General features: G+C 41.9%; 18 protein-coding genes. 8 read left to right on the plus strand and 10 right to left on the minus strand.

The genetic code is table 11. From position 1 onward, the window contains the following. Window positions 1-24 precede the first annotated feature (24 nt). Window positions 25-1374 carry a branched-chain amino acid transport system II carrier protein gene (gene brnQ / locus KS242_RS09030; protein ID WP_217321065.1) on the minus strand — a complete coding sequence of 450 codons (1350 nt, stop codon included), beginning with the start codon at window positions 1372-1374 and terminating at the stop codon, window positions 25-27. 191 nt (window positions 1375-1565) lie between these two features. Here brnQ and KS242_RS09035 point away from each other — a divergent pair, with 191 nt between their 5' ends. Further along, window positions 1566-1715, plus strand: coding sequence for a hypothetical protein (locus KS242_RS09035; RefSeq protein ID WP_217321066.1), 150 nt, complete (start codon window positions 1566-1568; stop codon window positions 1713-1715). A gap of 51 nt (window positions 1716-1766) precedes the next feature. Here KS242_RS09035 and KS242_RS09040 read toward each other — a convergent pair whose 3' ends face one another. Next, window positions 1767-2987 carry a DHH family phosphoesterase gene (locus tag KS242_RS09040; RefSeq protein WP_217321067.1) on the minus strand — a complete coding sequence of 407 codons (1221 nt, stop codon included), beginning with the start codon at window positions 2985-2987 and terminating at the stop codon, window positions 1767-1769. Window positions 2988-3052: 65 nt separating this feature from the next. After that, entirely contained in the window at window positions 3053-4579 is a 1527-nt protein-coding gene (gene spoVB / locus KS242_RS09045; RefSeq protein ID WP_217321068.1) for a stage V sporulation protein B, read from the minus strand. Between the two features lie 604 nt (window positions 4580-5183). Between spoVB and KS242_RS09050 the strand changes: the two genes are divergently transcribed. The 5 genes from KS242_RS09050 to KS242_RS09070 all read left to right on the plus strand — a co-directional run bounded on the left by KS242_RS09050 (window position 5184) and on the right by KS242_RS09070 (window position 10798). Next, on the plus strand, window positions 5184-5888 hold the full coding sequence (locus KS242_RS09050; RefSeq protein ID WP_254391668.1) for a DUF5058 family protein: 705 nt from the start codon (window positions 5184-5186) through the stop codon (window positions 5886-5888). Window positions 5889-5906: 18 nt separating this feature from the next. After that, window positions 5907-6641, plus strand: coding sequence for a small-conductance mechanosensitive channel (locus KS242_RS09055; protein ID WP_217321069.1), 735 nt, complete (start codon window positions 5907-5909; stop codon window positions 6639-6641). Further along, entirely contained in the window at window positions 6634-8052 is a 1419-nt protein-coding gene (locus KS242_RS09060; protein ID WP_254391669.1) for an amidohydrolase, read from the plus strand. The genes KS242_RS09055 and KS242_RS09060 overlap by 8 nt, the downstream gene beginning before the upstream one ends. Window positions 8053-8322: 270 nt before the next feature. Then, on the plus strand, window positions 8323-9957 hold the full coding sequence (gene abc-f, locus KS242_RS09065; RefSeq protein WP_217321070.1) for a ribosomal protection-like ABC-F family protein: 1635 nt from the start codon (window positions 8323-8325) through the stop codon (window positions 9955-9957). Window positions 9958-10597: 640 nt separating this feature from the next. Further along, window positions 10598-10798 (plus strand): hypothetical protein, encoded by a 201-nt coding sequence (locus KS242_RS09070; protein ID WP_217321071.1) that lies wholly within the window; start codon window positions 10598-10600, stop codon window positions 10796-10798. A gap of 430 nt (window positions 10799-11228) precedes the next feature. On the opposite strand, the gene KS242_RS09075 is transcribed toward KS242_RS09070, so the two are convergent. The 4 genes from KS242_RS09075 to KS242_RS09090 form a co-directional block, all read right to left on the minus strand. Beyond that, a complete protein-coding gene (locus KS242_RS09075; protein ID WP_217321072.1) occupies window positions 11229-12200 on the minus strand; it encodes an NAD(P)H-quinone oxidoreductase in 972 nt (323 codons plus the stop codon). A 210-nt stretch (window positions 12201-12410) separates the two neighbouring features. Further along, window positions 12411-13565 carry a glycosyltransferase family 4 protein gene (locus tag KS242_RS09080; RefSeq protein ID WP_217321073.1) on the minus strand — a complete coding sequence of 385 codons (1155 nt, stop codon included), beginning with the start codon at window positions 13563-13565 and terminating at the stop codon, window positions 12411-12413. A 9-nt stretch (window positions 13566-13574) separates the two neighbouring features. Beyond that, a complete protein-coding gene (locus KS242_RS09085) occupies window positions 13575-14723 on the minus strand; it encodes an NAD-dependent epimerase/dehydratase family protein (protein ID WP_217321074.1) in 1149 nt (382 codons plus the stop codon). A gap of 120 nt (window positions 14724-14843) precedes the next feature. Beyond that, window positions 14844-16361 (minus strand): FAD-dependent oxidoreductase, encoded by a 1518-nt coding sequence (locus KS242_RS09090; RefSeq protein WP_254391670.1) that lies wholly within the window; start codon window positions 16359-16361, stop codon window positions 14844-14846. A gap of 116 nt (window positions 16362-16477) precedes the next feature. On the opposite strand from KS242_RS09090, the gene KS242_RS09095 reads away from it, so the two are divergent. Further along, the gene (locus KS242_RS09095; protein WP_217321076.1) at window positions 16478-16750 is read left to right on the plus strand and encodes an acylphosphatase; all 273 of its coding nucleotides are present in this window, start codon (window positions 16478-16480) and stop codon (window positions 16748-16750) included. A gap of 30 nt (window positions 16751-16780) precedes the next feature. On the opposite strand, the gene KS242_RS09100 is transcribed toward KS242_RS09095, so the two are convergent. After that, a complete protein-coding gene (locus KS242_RS09100; RefSeq protein WP_217321077.1) occupies window positions 16781-18292 on the minus strand; it encodes an FAD-dependent oxidoreductase in 1512 nt (503 codons plus the stop codon). A gap of 85 nt (window positions 18293-18377) precedes the next feature. Further along, window positions 18378-18617: a ferredoxin family protein gene (locus KS242_RS09105; protein WP_077309121.1), complete on the minus strand. Its 240-nt coding sequence runs from the start codon at window positions 18615-18617 to the stop codon at window positions 18378-18380. 236 nt (window positions 18618-18853) lie between these two features. On the opposite strand from KS242_RS09105, the gene KS242_RS09110 reads away from it, so the two are divergent. Then, window positions 18854-20044: a M14 family metallopeptidase gene (locus KS242_RS09110; RefSeq protein WP_217321078.1), complete on the plus strand. Its 1191-nt coding sequence runs from the start codon at window positions 18854-18856 to the stop codon at window positions 20042-20044. Here the strand turns inward: KS242_RS09110 and KS242_RS09115 are convergent. Continuing rightward, the gene (locus KS242_RS09115; protein WP_371747528.1) at window positions 20041-20601 is read right to left on the minus strand and encodes a histidine phosphatase family protein; all 561 of its coding nucleotides are present in this window, start codon (window positions 20599-20601) and stop codon (window positions 20041-20043) included. The genes KS242_RS09110 and KS242_RS09115 overlap by 4 nt on opposite strands. Window positions 20602-20603 lie beyond the last annotated feature (2 nt).

Raw genomic sequence — 20603 nt, forward strand, 5'->3', positions numbered from 1 at the left:
CAAAGGACCGGGCGTTTTGTTTATTTAGCGAGCGTTCGCTTTATTAAATTCCGTTTTACTAGGTTTTGTTGCAAGATGGATTACGTAGCCAATAATTGCTCCTGCAATTGCTGGCAGCAGCCAACCTAGACCTAATGTGTACATTGGCAGGTTATCTGTTAAGAATTGCTGCACTCCTGGGATAGGGATTCCGGCAGCATTAAGACCTTCCATCAAACTAACTGCAAACGTGAACAACAAACTCATCAAGTAGACAGCTCTGCTTCCGCCGATAGCATCATGCAAGAATGTAAGGAAAATCAACACAATTGCTAACGGGTAAATGATTGTTAGGACAGGTACGCTGAAAGTAATGATATTAGATAAACCAGCATTGGCGATAACAGCACTAAACGCTGATAGTACAATAGCAAGTACATTGTAAGAAACATTTGGAAGCAGGCGGCTGAAATAACTGCTGCAAGCCGTTACTAGACCAATACTTGTTGTGAGACAAGCGCCAAATACAATCAAACCAAGCAACACATTACCAGCATTTCCATAATAAAAGTCAGAAACACCTGCTAACACGGAACCGCCATTATCCAACTGACCGATTCCTGCTACACTTGTTGCACCAAGGTAAGAAAGGGAAGTGTAGATTAAAGCAAGAAGCACGGCTGCAATGACAGCTGCTTTCCATGTGAATCCAAGAATACTCTTACGATCTGTAATGCCGATATTTTTAACTGAATTAATAACAATGATGCCAAATACGAATGCTGCCAATGTATCCATCGTCAGGTATCCTTCTTGGAAGCCTTTGAAGAAAGCGTTACTGCTGTATGCTTCTGTTGCTTCCTGCGGGCTGCCGATTGGGTTTACCAGCACGGTAATAATAAGGACAGCAATGACAACTAATAATGCTGGTGTTAAGTACTTTCCAACAACCTCAACAATCTTAGCTGGCTTTAAAGAGAAGAAGCATGTTAGTCCAAAGAATACGATGGAATAAATGATCAATGGCCATGCTCCAAAATCACCTGATAAGAATGGCTGCACACCGATCTCAAACGAAACAGTTCCTGTACGCGGCATAGCAAACAGCGGACCGATGGAAAGGTACAGAATAATCGTGAATGCGTAGCCGAAAATCGGATGCGCGCGGCTTGCTAAGTCTTGCAAATCATTTTTACCGGATATAGCGAATGCTAAAATGCCGAGCAGCGGCAAGCCAACTCCCGTAATTATAAAGCCAAGGTTAGCAGTAAACACATTCGCTCCTGATTGCTGACCTAGTAAAGCTGGAAAGATTAGATTGCCTGCCCCAAAGAAGAGGGCAAAAAGCATGAACCCAGTAATGATGACGTAAGAAAACGGAATTGATTTTTTCATAAATTTACCTCCATAGACAAAGATGCTTTTTCTAAATAGTTTGACAATTTAAAATAAATGAAATTTAAACTATGTTAGAGATTCTATCACACAACATACAAAGGGACAACAATATTTTTTATTATTTAAGGAGTATATTTCTTGGCTGTTTCGGCATATATATAAGTAAAAGCCATATGGAGGCAATTTATATGCACTTTTCGGACGCAGATATCTTCCACGCAGAGTTAAGACGGCTTGAAGACGAATACAGAAGATGCCCGGATTCCGGGATTCGCAGCTTGATTCAAGAAGACATTCAGTTAATGGAACAAGCGATAGCAACAGCAGAGAGTTTATAAGAAAGAAAAGAAGGCGGCATACACTTATTCAGGTGCATGCCGCCTTCTTTTTTAGTCTGCTTGTTTTTTAACGACCGGCTGATTTACAGTAAGGTCCTGTTTTTTGACACGCTCACTCAAATATTTGACATAGCGGTGATCGTTAACAAGAAATGCAAGTTCTTCTCGCTTCAATTGTTTTTCTGCTTCTGCGAATGTATCATAGCCAATCTCTGCCGGCTTTTGATTTTTCATGATATAGTATTTCCGATTTTGCTGAACGATAAAGAATTTATCATTCTGCTCATTGCCGTACAATGTTCCCAAATCGTTCTCTGGTGTATTAAATTTGTTTTCCAGTGCGTCTGGACGCAATGTTGGCAGTTCATATACTTGTTTAACAAACAGCTCAAACGCATCTTCAGTTAACGTCGCGCCAGATGCTTTCTGGTGGCCGCCTCCGCCATAATTCCCGGCGATAGCAGATACATCGACATCATCATGAATGGTCCGGAGACTTAAACGCTTTGTACCCATCATAACCATCACGATAAAGTCCAAATGCGGGAAAGTCTTGCCAAGGTCATTGCCTAATTCGGACAAATAAGATTCTGCGTGTACAACGCCGGCAAGATATGTATCTACTTTAATTGGAACAACTTGCTTTCGTTTCTTCCGAATATAGCGTTCTGTTTGTGCGTCCTGTACTTGCAGCAATTTTGCTTCCAAGTCATTAAAAACAAACGAATCGCTCTGCTGCAGACGATCAATCATCACATCCGCAAATTCGTCAATGCTTTGCAAGAAGAGCAAGGCATTCAACTGCTTAGCTGCTTCGTTCTGCCGTTTTTCCCATTCCCATGTATCGTATTGGCGGACAAGTTCCACAAACTCACTCACCGATGTTGATTTTTCCATGTGTCCTTCTTGTACTAAAACATCATAAAGCATGCTTGTAGCCGATGTTTGCGCACCATCATCTTGCTTCGTCGCAATCCAAGCCCATTCGTGTGTGTTTAAATGCTCACTCGTTTTATGATGATCCACGAGTCTGGCTTTGCCTCCAGCCTTAATGAAAGCAGAGATTGCAGCTTCGTTTTCTTCATTTACCGCAAGATCTGTTACCCAAAGTTCTTTATGATGTTGGGTTGGATCTGCCAAGAATTTCTTCACTTCTTCGTTTAAGCTGCTGATGGAGTTGTAGCGGATTTCGACATCCTCTCCAAAAGCAAGTGTCGCTAAGATTCCACAGCCGACACCATCCAAGTCGTTATGCGTCAATAATTTATACAATGTCTTCACCTCAATTACTAGTATAAGTATAACCTAGCGTAATTATCGGCTTCAAGCATGATTCGTTATTGCTCTTGTTTTAGCAAACGGAATCGGTGAAGGAGCAGCAAGTAAATGGCAGCGGATATAAGTAATACACTGCTGAGTAAAACATAGCCATTGGCGATATAAGAATCTAGAGTCAAGTATAGAAAAATCGCGGCAGATGCCATACAAACAATCGCAACGAGCAGTTTATAAAACCGAGCAAAACCAAATGGAAAGCGGACAGCTTGGTACAAACTTGCAAAATGCAGCAGCGTCCCGAGAACTTCGCCAAGATTCAGACCGAGAATTACGCCATTTACGCCCATACTCGGCTGCGAGGCAACAAAATAGATAACGAGCAGACTGACAAGCGCTGCAATTAAATTATTGTATAAAACAACACTGCTTTTACCGATGCCAATCAAGACAGCCTGCAGCGGGATTTGCAAATAGCTGAGCATAAAACAGAAAATCATTTTCTGGATAAGCAGACCGGCATCTTCGGAGTGATAAAACAAAATCGTCAAATCAGTTGCAAAGAAATAGAGAAACAACGCCCAAGGAATACAAATCATCATTGTAACGGTTATGACTTGGTTAATATTGCTATACATTTGCTGAAATTGACGTCTGGCGTATAAGTCACTGATCGAGGGCAGTAAATTGGTAGAAAGTGAATGTGTAATAAAAGTTGGTACGAAAACGAGCGGCATTACATATCCCATCAATAATCCGTACGTCTCTGTAGCTGTTTCCGCTGTGTGGCCTGCTGTAATAAAGCTGTGTGTAATAATAATCGGCATTAATACGGCAGCAAAACTATTAACCAGATGCGTCCCGGTATTCGGAAGCGCTACTTTTATCAAATCACGTGTATGCTGTTTTCCATCGCGGACTAAATCTCCGACAATATGAAGAAACCGCCATTTGAATTCTTTTTGCCTCTGAAAAGCGACCATTAAGACTCCTAAAGATATTGCTTCGCCAATCACCATACTTATTACCGCACCCGCGGCAGCAACACCCAGTCCGTATGGCAGCAAATATTGAACAAGCATATACGTCACAACGAGCTGCACGCTTTGTTCCAATATGGAAGCGAAGGCACCAGGAGACATATACTGTTTTCCGTGAAAATAGCCTTTCAAGATGGAAGAAATAGCAACGATTGGGATAATCGGAATAATAGCAGTGAATGTGTAAATCGCTCGCTGATCAGCAAACAACAATCCCGGTGCATATGAGATAAGACCAAATAGCAGCAAAGAAGTGACAATACTTAACGCTCCTGTAATTAGAAAAGATAAAGACAGCACATGCCGCAGTCTTGTCCGATTGTTGGAAGCATTATTCTCAGCTACCAAATTGGCGACCGCCACCTCTAATCCAAAACCTGTAATTGCAATTAGCAAGCCCGTGACCGGCATCGCCATCATAGCTAGTCCGATTCCTTCAGGTCCCAACAGCCGTGATAACACGATACCATTCATAAAGCCGATCAGCTTACTGTAGCAAGCAGCAATAGCCAAAATAATCGTACCTTTTAACAATGATTGTTTTCCCACATTAGTCACCTCAACTTGTCCATATTCTAGATGTATGAGAAGAAGGTGGGGTTTATGTCACGGGAAAGGAAAGGAAGCAGTTAATACATATATCAATTTTGTTAAAGCGCAGGAAAGGACAGATATAATTTAAGATAAGATGAACTTTTCCGTAAGATGATTAAGCAGACAATCGTTGTGGCTGTTTATGTCAGCAGGTTATGCATGACTTTATCTTTATCGTCTATTAGTTTTTCCGTAGCAATTTAATAATAGCCATGATTTCCCCAAGGGCTAGAACTATAATTTTTAATAAGCATACAAGTGACATAATGGGGTGAAGCGGGAAAATTATTTCTCCCTTCGTCATTTAATTTTGTATTTCTTTTTTAGAGGATACATCTTACTGCCGCAAAATGTAAAATCGTCATATAAATCAGCCAATAATTCAATTTTATCTACTCCTCTTGGTAAAGAATCTGACAAGCGATAGGTAGTATTCCGTATTGTCATGGCAACTTTCTTGCATATATAGACCTGTTTTTCATAAAGGTTTTGACACACATACAAGGAAGCTACTAACATAATAGTCAGAATAGTTATACATTTTAAGGGGGGACCACATTTGCAGATAGGTGAAATTATGAACAGTGGCGTACTATGGGGGTTTTGTCTCGTTGTCGTTGCAATTGTTATATTTCAGGGCATTGTCTTTATCCGATCTGCTTTTCAAGTAAGAGAGAGTGTTGGCATGACAGAGAAGGAAGCTAAAAGTGCAATGAAGACAGGTGCTATTGCAGCTATCGGGCCTTCACTAGGGAATATCATTATAGCTGTCTCACTAATGACCTTGATTGGGAACCCGCTAACCATGATGCGCAGCGCCATTATTGGTTCCTCCGCAACAGAATCGCTTGGTGCGCAAATGGCTTCCAGTGCTTATGGAACGGAGCTGGGGGCGGAAAACTTTGGACCGGAAGCCTTCACGACGATTGCTTGGACATTATGTATCGGAGGAACCGGCTGGCTGATTGTCACATTGTTCTTCACAAAGTCACTCGGTACTTTCCAAAAGAAAATCACAGCAAAGAAAAACGGAACGAAGAAGATGGTCATTATTTCGACGGCAGCCATGCTCGGCGCTTTTGGATACTTCGCTGCCAACGAAGCAGTAAAAAGCAGCGGTCATACGGTAGTCATTGTCACGAGCATTCTTATTACTATATTAACGTTACTGGCAGCAAATAAGCTGCGGCAAAACTGGCTGAAGGAATGGGCATTAGGGTTTGCTATTATTGGCGGTCTCACGGTCGGTTATTTTATTGGATAAGAAACGGAGGGACGAAGAATGGTAAAAACAGCAGAGCAGGTCGTTGTACAAAAACAAGTTGTAGAAACGCAGCAGCAAACATTTGATGCATTTCACGTCAATGCACATTTCTGGGGCAGGCTGACGATTGGCAGCGTTATCGTCTTATCAGCCGCCTTACCGCTTTATCTTTCGTTCGTAGCAGGCTACCACCCTGGCTGGCAAGCAATATTTGCTGCTTTTCTTGCATATATAGCATTGGTTGGATTTGCTTGGGTGGTGGAGCCAGTCAGCTATTATGCCACATTAGGAGTTTCGGGTACGTATCTTAGTTTCTTGACTGGTAATATAGCGAATATGTGCTTACCCTCCGCGGCCGCAGCACAGCAAGTAATTGGTGCTGAGCCTGGAACGAGGAAAGGAGAAGTTGCCGCAACGTTAGCTATAGCCACAGCTAGTTTTATGAACATTGCTGTATTGATCCCAGTTATACTAGCAGGTTCGTTTATTCTCTCTGTCATTCCGGAATCTTTACAAGCTGCCTTTACTTACATTATTCCGGCAATATTCGGCGGAATGATTGCGCAGTTGGCAATGCGAAAGCCGCTTTTCGGTGTTATTGGTATTGGATTCGGCGTTTTATTGACGCAACTGCCCGTTCCTGTCTTTTTCAAAGGATTAATCTGTATGATACTGACAGTTGTAATCAGTATGTTTCTGGACCATATCAAACCAAGCAAATTAGCTCATGAAGGAGAGATGACTAGTGAGTAAAAAGCAGCTGATGCGTCGTTTAGAGGAATTGGAACAGTTGACAGGCCGCTTAGCGCTGGATATTTGGAATAACCCGCAGATTGCTTATGAAGAAACCTATGCAAGTGCCGCCCAGAAAGATATGCTAGCGGATGCTGGATTCCGACTGACAGATTCTATTGGAGGTATACAGACAGCTTTTTATGCGGAGTATGGAGAAGGCTACCCTATAATCGGCATATTGGGAGAATTTGATGCCTTGCCTGGTCTCGCTCAGTCTACAAAACCATATAAAGATCCGGTTCATGCGAATAAGCCAGGTCACGCGTGCGGGCATCATCTTCTCGGTACCGCAGGAGTTGAAGCTGTCCTTGCACTAAAGCAGCTGATTGATGATGGGCAATTAACGGGCACTATTCGCTATTACGGCTGTCCGGCTGAAGAAGTACTCTCCGGGAAAACGTTTATGGCAAGAGAAGGCGTATTTCATGATCTAGATTGCTGTTTAACATGGCATCCAGGAACAAGCAATGTGGTCCAAAACTTTAGTACACAAGCAATGATATCAATTAAGTATCGTTTTCATGGTATACCAGCACATGCTGCCGGAGCTCCTCATGCTGGACGCAGTGCACTTGATGCCGTAGAAATCATGAATATTGGTGCCAATTACTTGCGTGAACATCTTGTAGACGGCACTCGAATTCATTATGCCATTACAAATGGAGGCCAGGCACCGAATATTGTGCCAGATGAAGCAGAAGTTTGGTACTATTTGCGCGGCGCTAATCGTGAACAAGTAGAAGATATGCTCGCACGCATGCATGATATAGCAAAAGGAGCAGCTCTAATCACGGGTACATCGACGTCTCATGAGTTGTTAGCAAATTGTTATCATATGCTCACGAACGATACGTTGAATACACTCCACTACCGCAATATGGAGAACTTCCCGATGCAGCGTTTTACTTCAGATGAAGTGGCTTATTCCTCTATACTCCGTAAATCAATGGATCCTAAATTGATAGAAGCCTCTCGCGCCGAACTGAAACTCGATTCAAACGACATCCTGCCAACCAAAAACTTCTATGATCTCTCAGCAAAAGAAAAGACAATGCCCGGCTCAACTGATGTTGCGGATGTAAGCTGGATTACGCCATTAGCAAGTATCAGCACTACATGCGGTCCAATTGGTACCCAAGTACATGCCTGGCAAGCAACCGCCGTATTTGGAACAAGTATTGGTTTAAAGGGTATGCATTACGCAGCTAAAATCATGGCACTTACAGCATATGATTTGTTCAGTGAACCGGCGCTTGTTGAACAAGCAAAGACAGAGTTCAAGCAAGCGACTGCTGACAAACCGTATCGTTCGGGATTGGATGAGAGCGTACTAGCTCCGGGGACGGTACGAAAAGAACAACTGATTTAATTGCCTATTTGACTCAGCGTCTCTATCTGCTATACTGAGTGCAACAAACACGAGAGGATGATGGATGACCAATGAAAAACTAATCTTATTTTCTAACGAATTGAAAAAATGATTTTTCAACGCGTAAAAAATAGGATTAGTCTGCCCATCTTTCATCGAGTAACAGGTACGTTTCCCGCTAGGAGTGTATCTATAAACCGGTACGGCTAATCCTTCCAATTCATTTGGGAGGATTTTTTTCTGTCCTCCTGTCTTAAAGGAGCGATTTACTTGAGAGAATTAGTAAAACTACAGGACGTCACATACATGCACACAGAAACCGTTTTATTCGAAAAAGCACAGGCGACCGTTCACGAAGGTGACATTGTTGGTATAATCGGCAGAAACGGCGCCGGGAAAAGTACCTTGCTAGATATATTGGCAGGGAGGAAGCAGCCAACGAGCGGATCGGTATGGCGTTCGAAAGCGGCTCAGCAAATAAAACTAATAGAGCAGGAGAATAACTCTTTTTCATCAGAGACGAGCAACACAGAAGAAATGCGGCTGCGGAAACTGTGGAAGGTCCCATCTGTTCCATATGAAGCTATGAGCGGCGGTGAGAAGCTAAAAGCAAGATTAGCTCGCGGATTTGCAAGTAATGCGGATATACTGCTATTGGATGAACCAACCAATCACCTTGATGAAGAAAGTGTTCGTGTACTATTTCATGAGATGAAGGAATCCACTAAAACGTTTCTTATTGTATCACATGACCGTTATTTACTTGATCAGGCGGCAACGAAGATTTGGTCTATTGAACAAATTAAACTTTATACGCTAGATGGTAATTACACGGACTATACGGCATTCAGAGAGAAAAAGAAAGCGGATCAGCAGCACACATATGAGAAACAACAAAAACGGATTAAACGGGTGGAAGGACAAATGCTGTCTTTACAAAGCTGGAGTGCCAAAGCCCATGCACAATCGACAAAGCAAGAAGGCGCAAAGGAGTATTATCGAAAGAAAGCAAAACGAATGGATAAACAAGTAAAATCGAAGCAAAAGCGGCTAGAGAAGGAATTGGCCAGGGAAAAGACAGAAGCCGTCGCACCAGAGCAAGCGGTTTCTTTCCAACTCAAGCATGCACGGAAAGTAGGCAAACGATTTCTAGCATGTAAAAACGTAACAAAAACATACGAAAAGAAAGCATTATTTGAAGACGTAAACTTTACCGTTCAGTACGGAGAGAAAATCAACTTGTTAGGAGCAAACGGGAGCGGAAAAACGACCTTTTTAAACATGATTGTTGGAAAAGAGGCTTATAAAGGCGAGATATGGGTCTCACCACCAGCAAAAATAGGTTACCTATCACAAAACGTCTATGATCTGCCTTTAGATAAGAAGCCATCAGAATTATTCCACAAAGAGACATATGCAGAAAGAGGGATTGTTCGAAATTTACTCATACAACTCGGTTTTGAGACAGAAAGCTGGGAATTGACTATCAAAGACATGAGTATGGGGGAACGCGTTAAACTGAAGCTTATGCAGCATATCTTAGAGGAGAAAGACGTTCTCTTGCTAGATGAACCGACCAATCATATGGATTTGCCTTCACGTGAGCAACTAGAGAAAACGTTACTCGCTTATCAAGGTACATTGATCGTCGTATCACATGATCGCTATTTTCGGAAAAAAGTGACCGATACGCAGCTTCTTATCGCAGAAGGCACTATACAAAGGCGGCTTGATGGCGATAAAACCGAAAGCATGTCAGATAAAGAGACAATGCGCCTGCAATTAGCCAATGAGCGGCAGGAAGTACTCGGTAAATTGAGCTTGCTGACAGCGGCGGATACCATGTATAAGGAATTGGATAAGCGATTTAACGAGCTCACAAAGCAACTGAATGACCTTAACTAACATATAAGCAGCCTGCTTACAGCATATCCAGATAGTTTTCTTTCTTGTCAAACAGAACAAATGTTCTCTCCCCGTAAAAACAGGCACTTTTTAGTCAAAATGGTTACCGCAGCGTTTAAATCGTAACATGCAAACTAGCGAATTTCCCTGGTGTAAAGCATCATTTCAGTTCACAAGGACACTTTTCTGTTCGTTACGTGCTTCTATAGCATTAGAAACAACTGCTTTTTGTTGTGGGAACATATATTCGCATCCCGTAAAAAAGGGCATTTTCGCAGACAAAATCAGTAAGACGCAGTTACAGATCGTTTAAATTCTTCGATATGTGCAGCCTGCAACCAACGTGTATTTCTAGGTTAAATTATACACAAATTATATACGAATGAATGCTTATTACTTTTCACTTTACAGGAGAAGCCAAATAAGGCGCTCCAGCGGGCAAAATGATAAATACAGGACTCGTAGTTCCGAAAGTGTAAAACGTACTGCAAGCGAGCTTACAGCGTTTATATGAAGAAATTTGCGGCACACAAGTAAGTTAATAAAGACTGTATATAGATATAGCAAATTCTAAATTACCAACTTTATTTTAAAATGAAATATTATATGTTAAACAAACGTGAATTAAGGAGGTATTTGCTTGAAGAACAGATTCGCTAATAAAGCTGCTGGTATTTACTTGCTAATGTTAATGGGTCTTATGGGATTAGTTCGTATGATGCTAGGTTATACAGAAGTATCGGCAATCCGGGCCGTAATGTTGGCAACAGGAACCGCAGCATTTATTTACTTAGCATTCCAGCATAAGAAGCAAAACAAGCAGCAGACGTATACAATTTAACTAAATTCTAAAAAAATCAGTGTTATAAACGTACAGGTAACACTGATTTTTTTAATGAGAAAATAGAAATAGTTTATAGAATTAACATCGTTGTAAGCCAGGTTTTATAAACGTAGCAATCCATTGAATGAAATAAAAGCTATAGATACTGAAAGCTTTTTTAAGTTCAGGCAGCATGTACAGTTTTTAAGTTAATCAACTAGCAACTAAACAAACGGCTGCCAAAGAGATGATCAGCAGCAAGAAACGGCAGAAGGGTAAGTTGCAACAGCTGCTTTATTTTATTCTTTTTTCTAGTTTACATAATATATATTATCGGAAGTAACCAGAAAATCACATTTCACGTCTCAATATCCAAGTATTCTTGAGATAGTGAGACGAAATAGAAAAACAGACTGCGCAGATTTATACCTGCACAATCTGTTTACGATTATTCTGCTACATGCAATACAATTTTACCTGTGTTTTTATTGCTTTCCATGTAATCATGGGCATCAGCGACTTGTTCTAATGAAAATACTTTATCAACGATTGGTTTAATTGAGTCTGTTTCAAACAATGGCAGTACATTATCGATTAAGTCTGCTGTTAATCTCGCTTTGTAATCAATCGTTCTGGTGCTTAATAACGTTCCTTTTATGTGTAAGCGTTTTGCAAGCAATGGCATTACACTTACATTTTCAAGCTCTGTTCCGCCTAGGAATCCAATTAGTACCATTCTGCCATCCGTTTTCAGTGTTTTAATATTCTGATCCCAATATGGTGCTCCGACAAAATCCAGGATTACGTCAGCGCCTGTGTCTGCTAATTTTTCAGCAAAATCTTCTTCTTTGTAATTAATGGTAATATCAGCGCCTAGATCTTTACAGAAATCCAATTTCTCTTGAGATCCAGCTGTCACTGCTACCGTTGCTCCGGCTTGTTTTGCTAGTTGAATAGCTGCTGTGCCAACACCGCTTGCACCTGCATGAATCAGAACCGTTTCTCCTTGTTTCAATTCACCAAGCCAATGCAGTGTTTGATAAGCAGTTAAGAATACTTCCGGTACTGCTGCCGCTTGTTCATAAGTTAGTTCATCCGGGATAGACATGGCCAGTTTGCTGTTTATGACAGCATATTCGGCATAGCCGCCTGAAGGAATTAATCCGAATACACGGTCTCCCTTCAACCATCCGCTCGCTTCTGGACCAGCTTCTTCCACAACGCCAGCTATTTCTAATCCTAATACCGGATCAAAATCCGAGGAAGGATAATTTCCTTTTCTTTTCTCAATATCGGCGCGATTAATTGCTGATGCTTTGACTGCAACAAGAATCTCATCCGCTTTAATTTTTGGTTTGTCGGTTTCCTCTAGCTTTAATTGTTCTGTGCCGCCGAAACCTTGTAATTTGATTGCTTTCATGATTAAGACTCCCTTTCTCCTTCTATTGTCAGCCTTTGCGGAAAAAAAGTAAATAAATCAGCACTGCCCAAAATGGAATGGCAAGCAAAATCCCGATTAGCAATCCTTTAAAAAATGATGGTCCCTTCATGCTGCTGCACCTCATTTATGTGCTTTTTCTTATTGTTATCCATATGTAAGAACTGCTAAACATGCAAAAACCCGGCTTCCTTAGTGGGAGCTCGGGTTTTGCACGGCTTGAAATACCGGCGATCTTGCATGCATTGTCGCTAAATAGTAGTCAAACATTTCTTTGGAAGCATTTGTCCAGGAATGTTTTTCCGCCTCTAGCCGCACATTTTGTTTCATTTCCGCTATTAATTCCTGTTGATCGAGCTGTTCGACAGCTTTGCTCATGCTGGACACATTTTCATTTTCAAAAAGGAAGCCTGTCTTCCCTTCTTCAATTTGCTCCAACGTTGGTCCGCTTTTTGCTGCGATAACGGGTATACCGGAAGCCATCGCTTCTAATAGAACGAGGCCAAGTGTCTCGGTAATGGATGGGAAAACAAAGGCATCTGCTGAAGCAAATGCTTGAGACAATTCCTCTCCATGGAGGAAACCTGTGAAAAGTGTATGTGTTCCTTCAAATACCTTCTCTAGCTCTTTACGGGCAGGTCCGTCTCCAATAATCGCTAATGCTAAATCATCTCTTTCATCCAATAAAGGCCGAATCTTATGAATTTCCTTTTCAATTGCTAATCTGCCCACAAAGATGAGCAGTTTTTTATCTGATGCACCTTGCAGCAGACGTACCCGCATATTCTCTGAATAATAAGCTGGGTGCCGTTTTTCTACATCCACACCTCTGCGCAGGACATGCATCCGCTCAAATCCTTGCTCATCTAATTCCTGCTTAATTGCTTGCGACGTGCAAAGATTCAAATCAGCTGCGTTATGAAGTCTGCGGAAATGCCACCAGAACAATGGTTTTAACGGTTTATAAAGCTTATAATAATCCAGATATTTCGGGATATGCGTATGATAAGATGCCATAAGCGGCAAGCCCATCTTCTTCGCATAATGGATTCCTGCTACGCCGACCAAAGCTGGGTTCGCCACATGGACAAGGTCAGGCTGGTGTTTCTTCAGCAAGGGTTTTATCTTTCTTGTTGGCAAGGAGAACTGCTTCGAACGGTAAAATGGCATTGTAACCGTCCCAATTCCCTCAACAAGTGCACCTTGATATTCCTTTACCCCGAGATCTGGAGCGATAACGACGACTTCGTGCTTCTGGCTGCGGAGATATTTAATCGCTTCGGTTAACCGTGTAACGACACCATCAGTCGATGGCAGAAATGTTTCCGTTATTATAACGATTTTCACCGTCTGCTCCTATTTCCACGTTACTGTCGGAAGTACATTCTCTTTAATAACGCGATCTTTATGTTCAATCGCCGTTTCTAAAATAGCACGCAGTACGTCGTCGGTTAAAAGATTCGGTTCTAGTCCAAGATCACGGAGACGAGTGTTTACCGCATTGTAATAATGCTCTTCCGCTTCTACTCTCGGATTCTCAATTGATGTGATTTGTGGATCAAGACCTTTCTCCTGGCTCACTTTCTGTACTTTCTCCGCAAGTTCCTGGACAGAGAATGACTCTGTGAACTGATTAAATACCCGAAATTCGCCTGCATCTGCCGGATTCTCAGCAGCAATTTCTACACAGCGAATTGTGTCTGTGATATTTAAGAAGCCGCGCGTCTGACCGCCGCTGCCGTAGACAGTAATGTCATGTCCGGTTGCCGCTTGAATAAGGAAACGATTTAATGCTGTACCGAATACACCGTCGTAATCAAAACGGTTTGCCAGAACGGGGTCCAGCTTCGTTTCTTCCGTGTGAAGGCCATATACCACACCTTGGTTCAAGTCTGTTGCACGAATGCCCCAGATTTTACAAGCCAACATGATATTATGGCTGTCATGCACTTTAGACAAGTGATAGAAAGAACCCGGCTGTTTCGGGAATGGCAGTTTGTCCTTTCTGCCTTTATGCTCTATCTCGATATAACCTTCTTCAATATCGATATTCGGTGTTCCGTATTCTCCCATTGTACCAAGCTTGATTAAATGACAAGATGGAGCGAATTCCTTGATCGCATAAAGCACATTCAAGTTTCCGATCACATTATTCTGCTGCGTGTAAACCGCGTGTTCCCGGTCAATCATGCTGTAAGGTGCCGAGCGCTGTTCCGCAAAGTGTACAAATGCATCAGGCTGTGTTTGACGGAATACTTCGCTAAGGAAATCATAGTGATTTAAGTCGCCTATGTATGTTTTGATTTCCTTACCTGTCTTCTCATTCCACTTGGCTACCCGCTCTTCCAAAGAATAAATTGGTGTGACGGAATTGGAGCGTAATTCTTCATCATACTTACGTCTTACTAAGTTATCGACGATTGCTACTTCATGACCTTGCTTTGACAGATATAGTGCCGTTGGCCAACCGCAGAAACCATCTCCACCAGCTACAACAATTTTCATGACTCATCCTCCTGTAACATCAACATTTCTTGGTACGTTTCGTTAACATTATATGCTAACAGTGCTGTAATGAAAAACCATAAGGTGTTAAGGAAGAATTGAGAATTTGTAAACGAAACATTAACTGTTTAAACCATGGTCCAATTTTTTTAAAGGTTTCTTCGCTGGTCCCTCAATGACTTCGCCTGTTCCAGTAAAGCGAGACCCATGACACGGGCAGTCCCAGCTGGATTCTGCACTGTTCCAATTCACTTCGCATTTCATGTGTGTACATGTAGTGTCCACTTGATGAATTTCTCCAGTTTCATCTTTATAGACACCTAGCAGCAAGCCATTGGTTCGTACCTTGGTTGCTTCTCCCGGTTTTAAGTGAGGGACGTATTCATAAGGCTGTTCCAGTTTACCAATCACAAATTCCTTTGCCACTTCCATTACATTCTTAGTTAAACTACCCACATCCGGGTCAGCTTGAAACCTCGATGGCTGATAAATGTTTTTATAACGACTGATTCCGGATGAAATCAGCGAACTAATTTCGAGAGCAGCAACGATACTGCTTGTCATTCCCCATTTACGATAACCCGTTGCAACGAAGATATTATCCTTTCCCTTACTGATATAACCGATATAAGGTAAATTATCCAATGTAACAATATCTTGTGCGGACCACATATAAAGAGGTGTTTCTGTTCCTAAATAAGCAGCATAATCTGTTAGTTCCTTATAATACTTTTCTTCTGGATGCCCTTCACCCGTCCGATGCGATTCCCCGCCAATTAACAGCAATGTGCCGTGTTCTTCTGTATCTATACTGCGTACCGAACGAGATGGAGTATCTGCATTGATATACATCCCCCCAGGGTAAGTATCTTTCGGTTTAGCCGCTACTACATAAGATCTGTCTTGATACAATCTAGCAAAATAAAATCCCATTCCGTCGTAGAAAGGCCAGTGTGAAGCTGAAATTATCTTTTGACAAGTTACTTTTAATCCAGTCTTTGTCACCACAACAGGCTCACTGCCTTCCTCAATCGTGTCGACAGGTGTGTTGGTATATACCTTGCCGCCTTTCTCCAAAAATGCCTGCAGCAGGCCATTCAAAAACTGAAGCGGATGGTATTGATATTGGTTTTTCATGACCAATGCTTTTTCTACTTCAAACGAAAGCGGAATAGTATCTGTGAGTTCGCCAGTTATCCCAAGTTTCTGATAGGCTTCGAATTCTTTCTCGAGTTTCTGGATATTCTGCTTTTCCTTTGTATAAATATAGGCATCTTGTTCCGTAAGATGACAGTCAATAGTATGTTTCTTTGCTGTGTCTTTCACAAAAGCAATAGCGTCCATACAAGCTTCATAATGCGTTTTTGCTATATCTGTATTAAAATGCTGCATATATTCGTCATAAATAAGCCCATGCTGCGCTGTGAGCTTTGCAGTTGTGTAGCCAGTCGTTCCGCTATACAACGCATCAGCTTCTAGAATGGTAACTTGCTTGCCTTCTTGTGCTAGCATATAACCGGTTACAATACCCGTAATACCGCCGCCGACAATTACGATCTCGCTTTCGGCATCATATCGGAGTGATTCAAACTGCGGAATATTTGTTTTCTCCCGCCAGTAACTTTGATTATGTTCCATACTTTCTCCTCCATACATGTTTTGATAACTTCATTTTCGCCAAAGATACGAGGTGTTAATCAGAGGTTTTTGGTATACGCTGCTAGGGAACACCTGAAAAAAAGGAGGCGCAGCTTATGAAATGCGTTCAAATGATTGTGGAAGGTAAGGTGCAAGGAGTTGGTTTCCGTCTTTCTGCAGCAGAGAAAGCCCGCAAACTCGATTTAGTAGGATTTGTTCGAAATGAAGCGGATGGTACGGTGCGAGTAAACTTAGAAGGTGAAGATAATCAAGTGGAGAAATTCATTAAAGAAGTGAAAAAAGGTCCGAATGCACAAGTGAAAGTTAAAAATGTTGATGTAAAATACCTAGAAAAACAACAAGGCTTTAAAAAGTTTGAAGTAAGATAAACGCCCGGCATCCCTGCCGAGCGTTTTTTCTTAATCTGCTTTTTTCAAATCCTTCACTGCCGGGCCTTCAATTACTTCTCCGCTTGCTCGGAAACGAGAGCCGTGACACGGACAATCCCAAGTTGTTTCGGCGTCGTTCCAATGTACTTCACAACCCATATGGGTGCATGTGGTATCTACCTTATGAAGTGTACCGTCATTATCTTTATATACTCCAATAAGTTTCCCTTTATTGCGTATCTTCCCGGCTTCTCCTGGTTCTAACTCGTCTATGGATTTGGTTGTTTTTTCAAGCTTTCCGGATACGAGCTCCTTACTTACTTCAACCAAGTTCTTCGCTAATGTACTAATACCTTTTGCGCCATCATTACGTGCTGGATCATAAATATTCTGATGCAAGCTCTCCCCAGATTCAATCAATGATGCAATTTCTTTCGCTGCTGTTATGCCTCCTGACATTCCCCATTTTCGGAATGCAGTAGCTACATAAATATTTTTCGTTTGTTCTGTTATTCTGCCTATATAAAACAAACTGTCCAAACTGATAAAGTCCTCTGATGACCAGTTATATTCAAATTCTTTCATATCAAATTCGGAACGTCCCCAATTTCGGAGGTTGCTGTAATGCTCTTTCATTTGTTTTCCTTTACCAGGTCGATGTCCTTCTCCGCCAATCAGCCACAATGTCTCTCCATTCTTATCCTTGGCGCTGCGGACGGATCGGGAGGGACTGTCGATGGAAATATACATGCCTCCTGGATAAGCAAGCGGACTTTTACCTGATACAATATAAGAGCGAGCCATATCAAGACGAGCAAAGTAAGCTCCTTTGAAATCATAAAACGGAAAATGCGTAGCAATAACAACATGGTCAGCTGTCACGCTGCCGCCATCTTTCAGCTTTACGGTTGTCTTGCCGACTTCGTTAATTGTCTCTGCACGTGTATCTTCATAAATAGTGCCGCCATTTGCGGTAATATACTTGGTCATTGCTTGTAAGAACAATAATGGATGAAATTGTGCTTGCTGATCCATACGCACTGCTTTTTTCGCGGATACTGGTAAGGGAATATCATCTAACAAAGCCCCTGGGATGCCAAGCTTCTCATAAGCAGACCATTCTTTTTCAATCTGAGAAATCTGCTTTTCCTCATCCGTGAATACGTAAGCTGGCTCCATATTGAATTGAAAATCAGCTTGCAGTTCTTTTTCTGTTTCCTTTACAAATTCAATGGTTTCCATAGCAGCTTGATAGTGAATTTTCGCCGTTTCTTCACCAAATTTACTTATTAGCTGGTCATAAATAAGCTCATGCTGTGCGGAGAGTTTCGCAGTTGTATAACCTGTAGTTCCATGTCCAAGTTTTAATGCTTCAATTAGGGTCACTTTATAGCCTTTTTTAGTAAGCAAGTACGCAGAAGTAATACCGGCTATACCACCGCCTACTACACATACCTCGGCGTTAATATCCGCTTGCAGTTTTTCAAATTGCGGAAATTCGCTCGTCTCGATCCAATAAGATTCATGTTTTCCACTAGACATGTTCACCACTCCTTTTGTTTCTCTCTTAACCTAATTACAGGAAGAGTAAACAAAAAAATCCACTGCCAACTGGCAGTGGATCGTCTTAATTCTCTTGGAAAAACTTACGGTTGATTTCAATGTACTTGCTTTCTTCCGCAGGTACTTCATCTTCCATGAAGATTGCTTCAACCGGGCATACCGCTTCACATGCACCACAGTCGATGCAGATGTCAGGATCGATATAGAACATATCTTTACCTTCCGCGATACAGTCAACCGGGCAAACTTCCATACATTCGCCGGCTTTTTCCGCTTCACACGGGGAAGTGATGACAAAAGCCATATATATAGCCTCCTCTACTACTATAAATAAACCAGCCAAAAAGGCTCGGTTCCTTACCAAGGTATATTGCTTATTCGCAAAATACAATTGAGCTTTATGTATTTATACCCTATCGTTTCAAATTATAACAACAATATTCGATAATAACAACGCTCGTACTCAACAATTTGACAGCTTGGTTCATCACCATAATTTTATCTCTTAAGACATACACTGTACCAAAGGAGGCGAACTAGATGGAAATAACACTGCAGCACGGGTGCCAGCTCAGCACAGTTGCCACAATGTTTCACCTGCCAACATATGTGCTTTTTGCGGCAAATCCCTTTCTCTCCACGCATGTACCGGCTTTGCAGGCGATTCAGGTGCCCGGCTATCGCGGAGAAAGAATTGTATTGGAAAACGACTTTTCCGCTGAAGCATTCGCGGCAGCCTTTAAGATGCCAATTCGTAAAGTAAATTTGTTATATGGTCAATCGCAATTTGCTGCAGGGGAAGAACTTGTCTTGCCTCGCAGCGTCACCAAGCCGCAAACAACCTTCCATTACGCTTATGACTATGCGACCCTCCTTCAGGACATTCAGGAATTGCAGCAGCTGTTTCCGATATTTCATATGCATACCATATATAAAAGCGTGCTAGGCAAACCAGTAACAGAACTCCAAATTGGCAAAGGGAAAAGAAAGATTCATATAAATGCGAGCTTTCATGGAAATGAATGGATTACTACAAATGCACTCATGCGATTTGTGAATATGTACTTAGTTGCAATTACACATGACCAGAAGCTATTTGGACATCCGGCAAGCAAAATATTCCGAGATGTAACGCTTTCGGTCGTACCGATGGTAAATCCCGATGGCGTGGACTTGGTTATACATGGCAGCAAGGCAGCGCAGGAATATGAAGAACTTGTTTGCTTTTTGAATGAAGGGAATACAGATTTTCACGGGTGGAAAGCAAATATAGCAGGTGTAGACCTAAACAAGCAATACCCTGCTAAATGGGAGTATGAGCAGGAACGCAAGCCAAAATTACCTGGACCGCGGGACTTTCCCGGACGTACGCCGTTAACGGAAAACGAATCTATTGGCATGTATCAATTAGTGGAATCTCGTAATTTCGACTTACTTGCAGCGCTGCATACACAGGGAGAAGAGATTTATTGGAGTTTTGAGGAGAAAGAGCCGTCTATTTCCGAACATACAGCAAAGAAAATGGAATATGCGAGCGGTTATCATGCTGTAAAAACATTGGACAATTATGCAGGGTTTAAAGACTGGTTTATCTCTGCCTACCGGCGTCCAGGCTTTACAATTGAATTGGGCAAAGGAACGAATCCTCTGCCCATCGATCAAATACAAACTATTTATCATAAGCTTAGCAGCATATTAATGGTTCTGTTAACCGAAACAGAACATAACTAAACGTTCCAGATTCGCTCCACCATATAGCTGCCTCCGCCGCGCTGCACAAGAAAAACATCTGGATTGGAGAATCCTTTCCAATGTGAAAAACCAATATCAGTTTGGAACTCTTTTAATAATATCGCTAAGAGATTCCCATGCGTTACTAACACAACATTCTCTACCTGCTCCTCTGATTCGAGTTCATCAAGCAACGCACGTACTCGAAGTTTCGCATCATTGAATGACTCGCCGCCAGGCAGACGCATATCAAAATCTGTAAATGATTCTTCCAGTACTTCCAGCCAATCATCAACAGGCTCTTCACTTAAAATGCGTTCCTGCAACCTTCTATCCAGCTCAATAGGAATATCCGCAGCATCAGCGAAAGGCTTAATTGTCTCAACGGCCCGGAAGAAGGGACTGGAGAGGATCCGCTGAACTGGATAGTCCAGACGTTTCAAAAAGGCTGCTAACGAACGGGCTTCATTGATTCCTTCATAGGTGAGCGGTGAATCCTTATGCTGACCTTCCGCATTACAGTGACGAACAAGAATGATCCTTTTCACAAGCCCCATCT

The sequence above is a fragment of the Terribacillus sp. DMT04 genome, assembly GCF_019056395.1.
GTDB classification, from domain to species: Bacteria; Bacillota; Bacilli; order Bacillales; family Amphibacillaceae; genus Terribacillus; species Terribacillus aidingensis_A.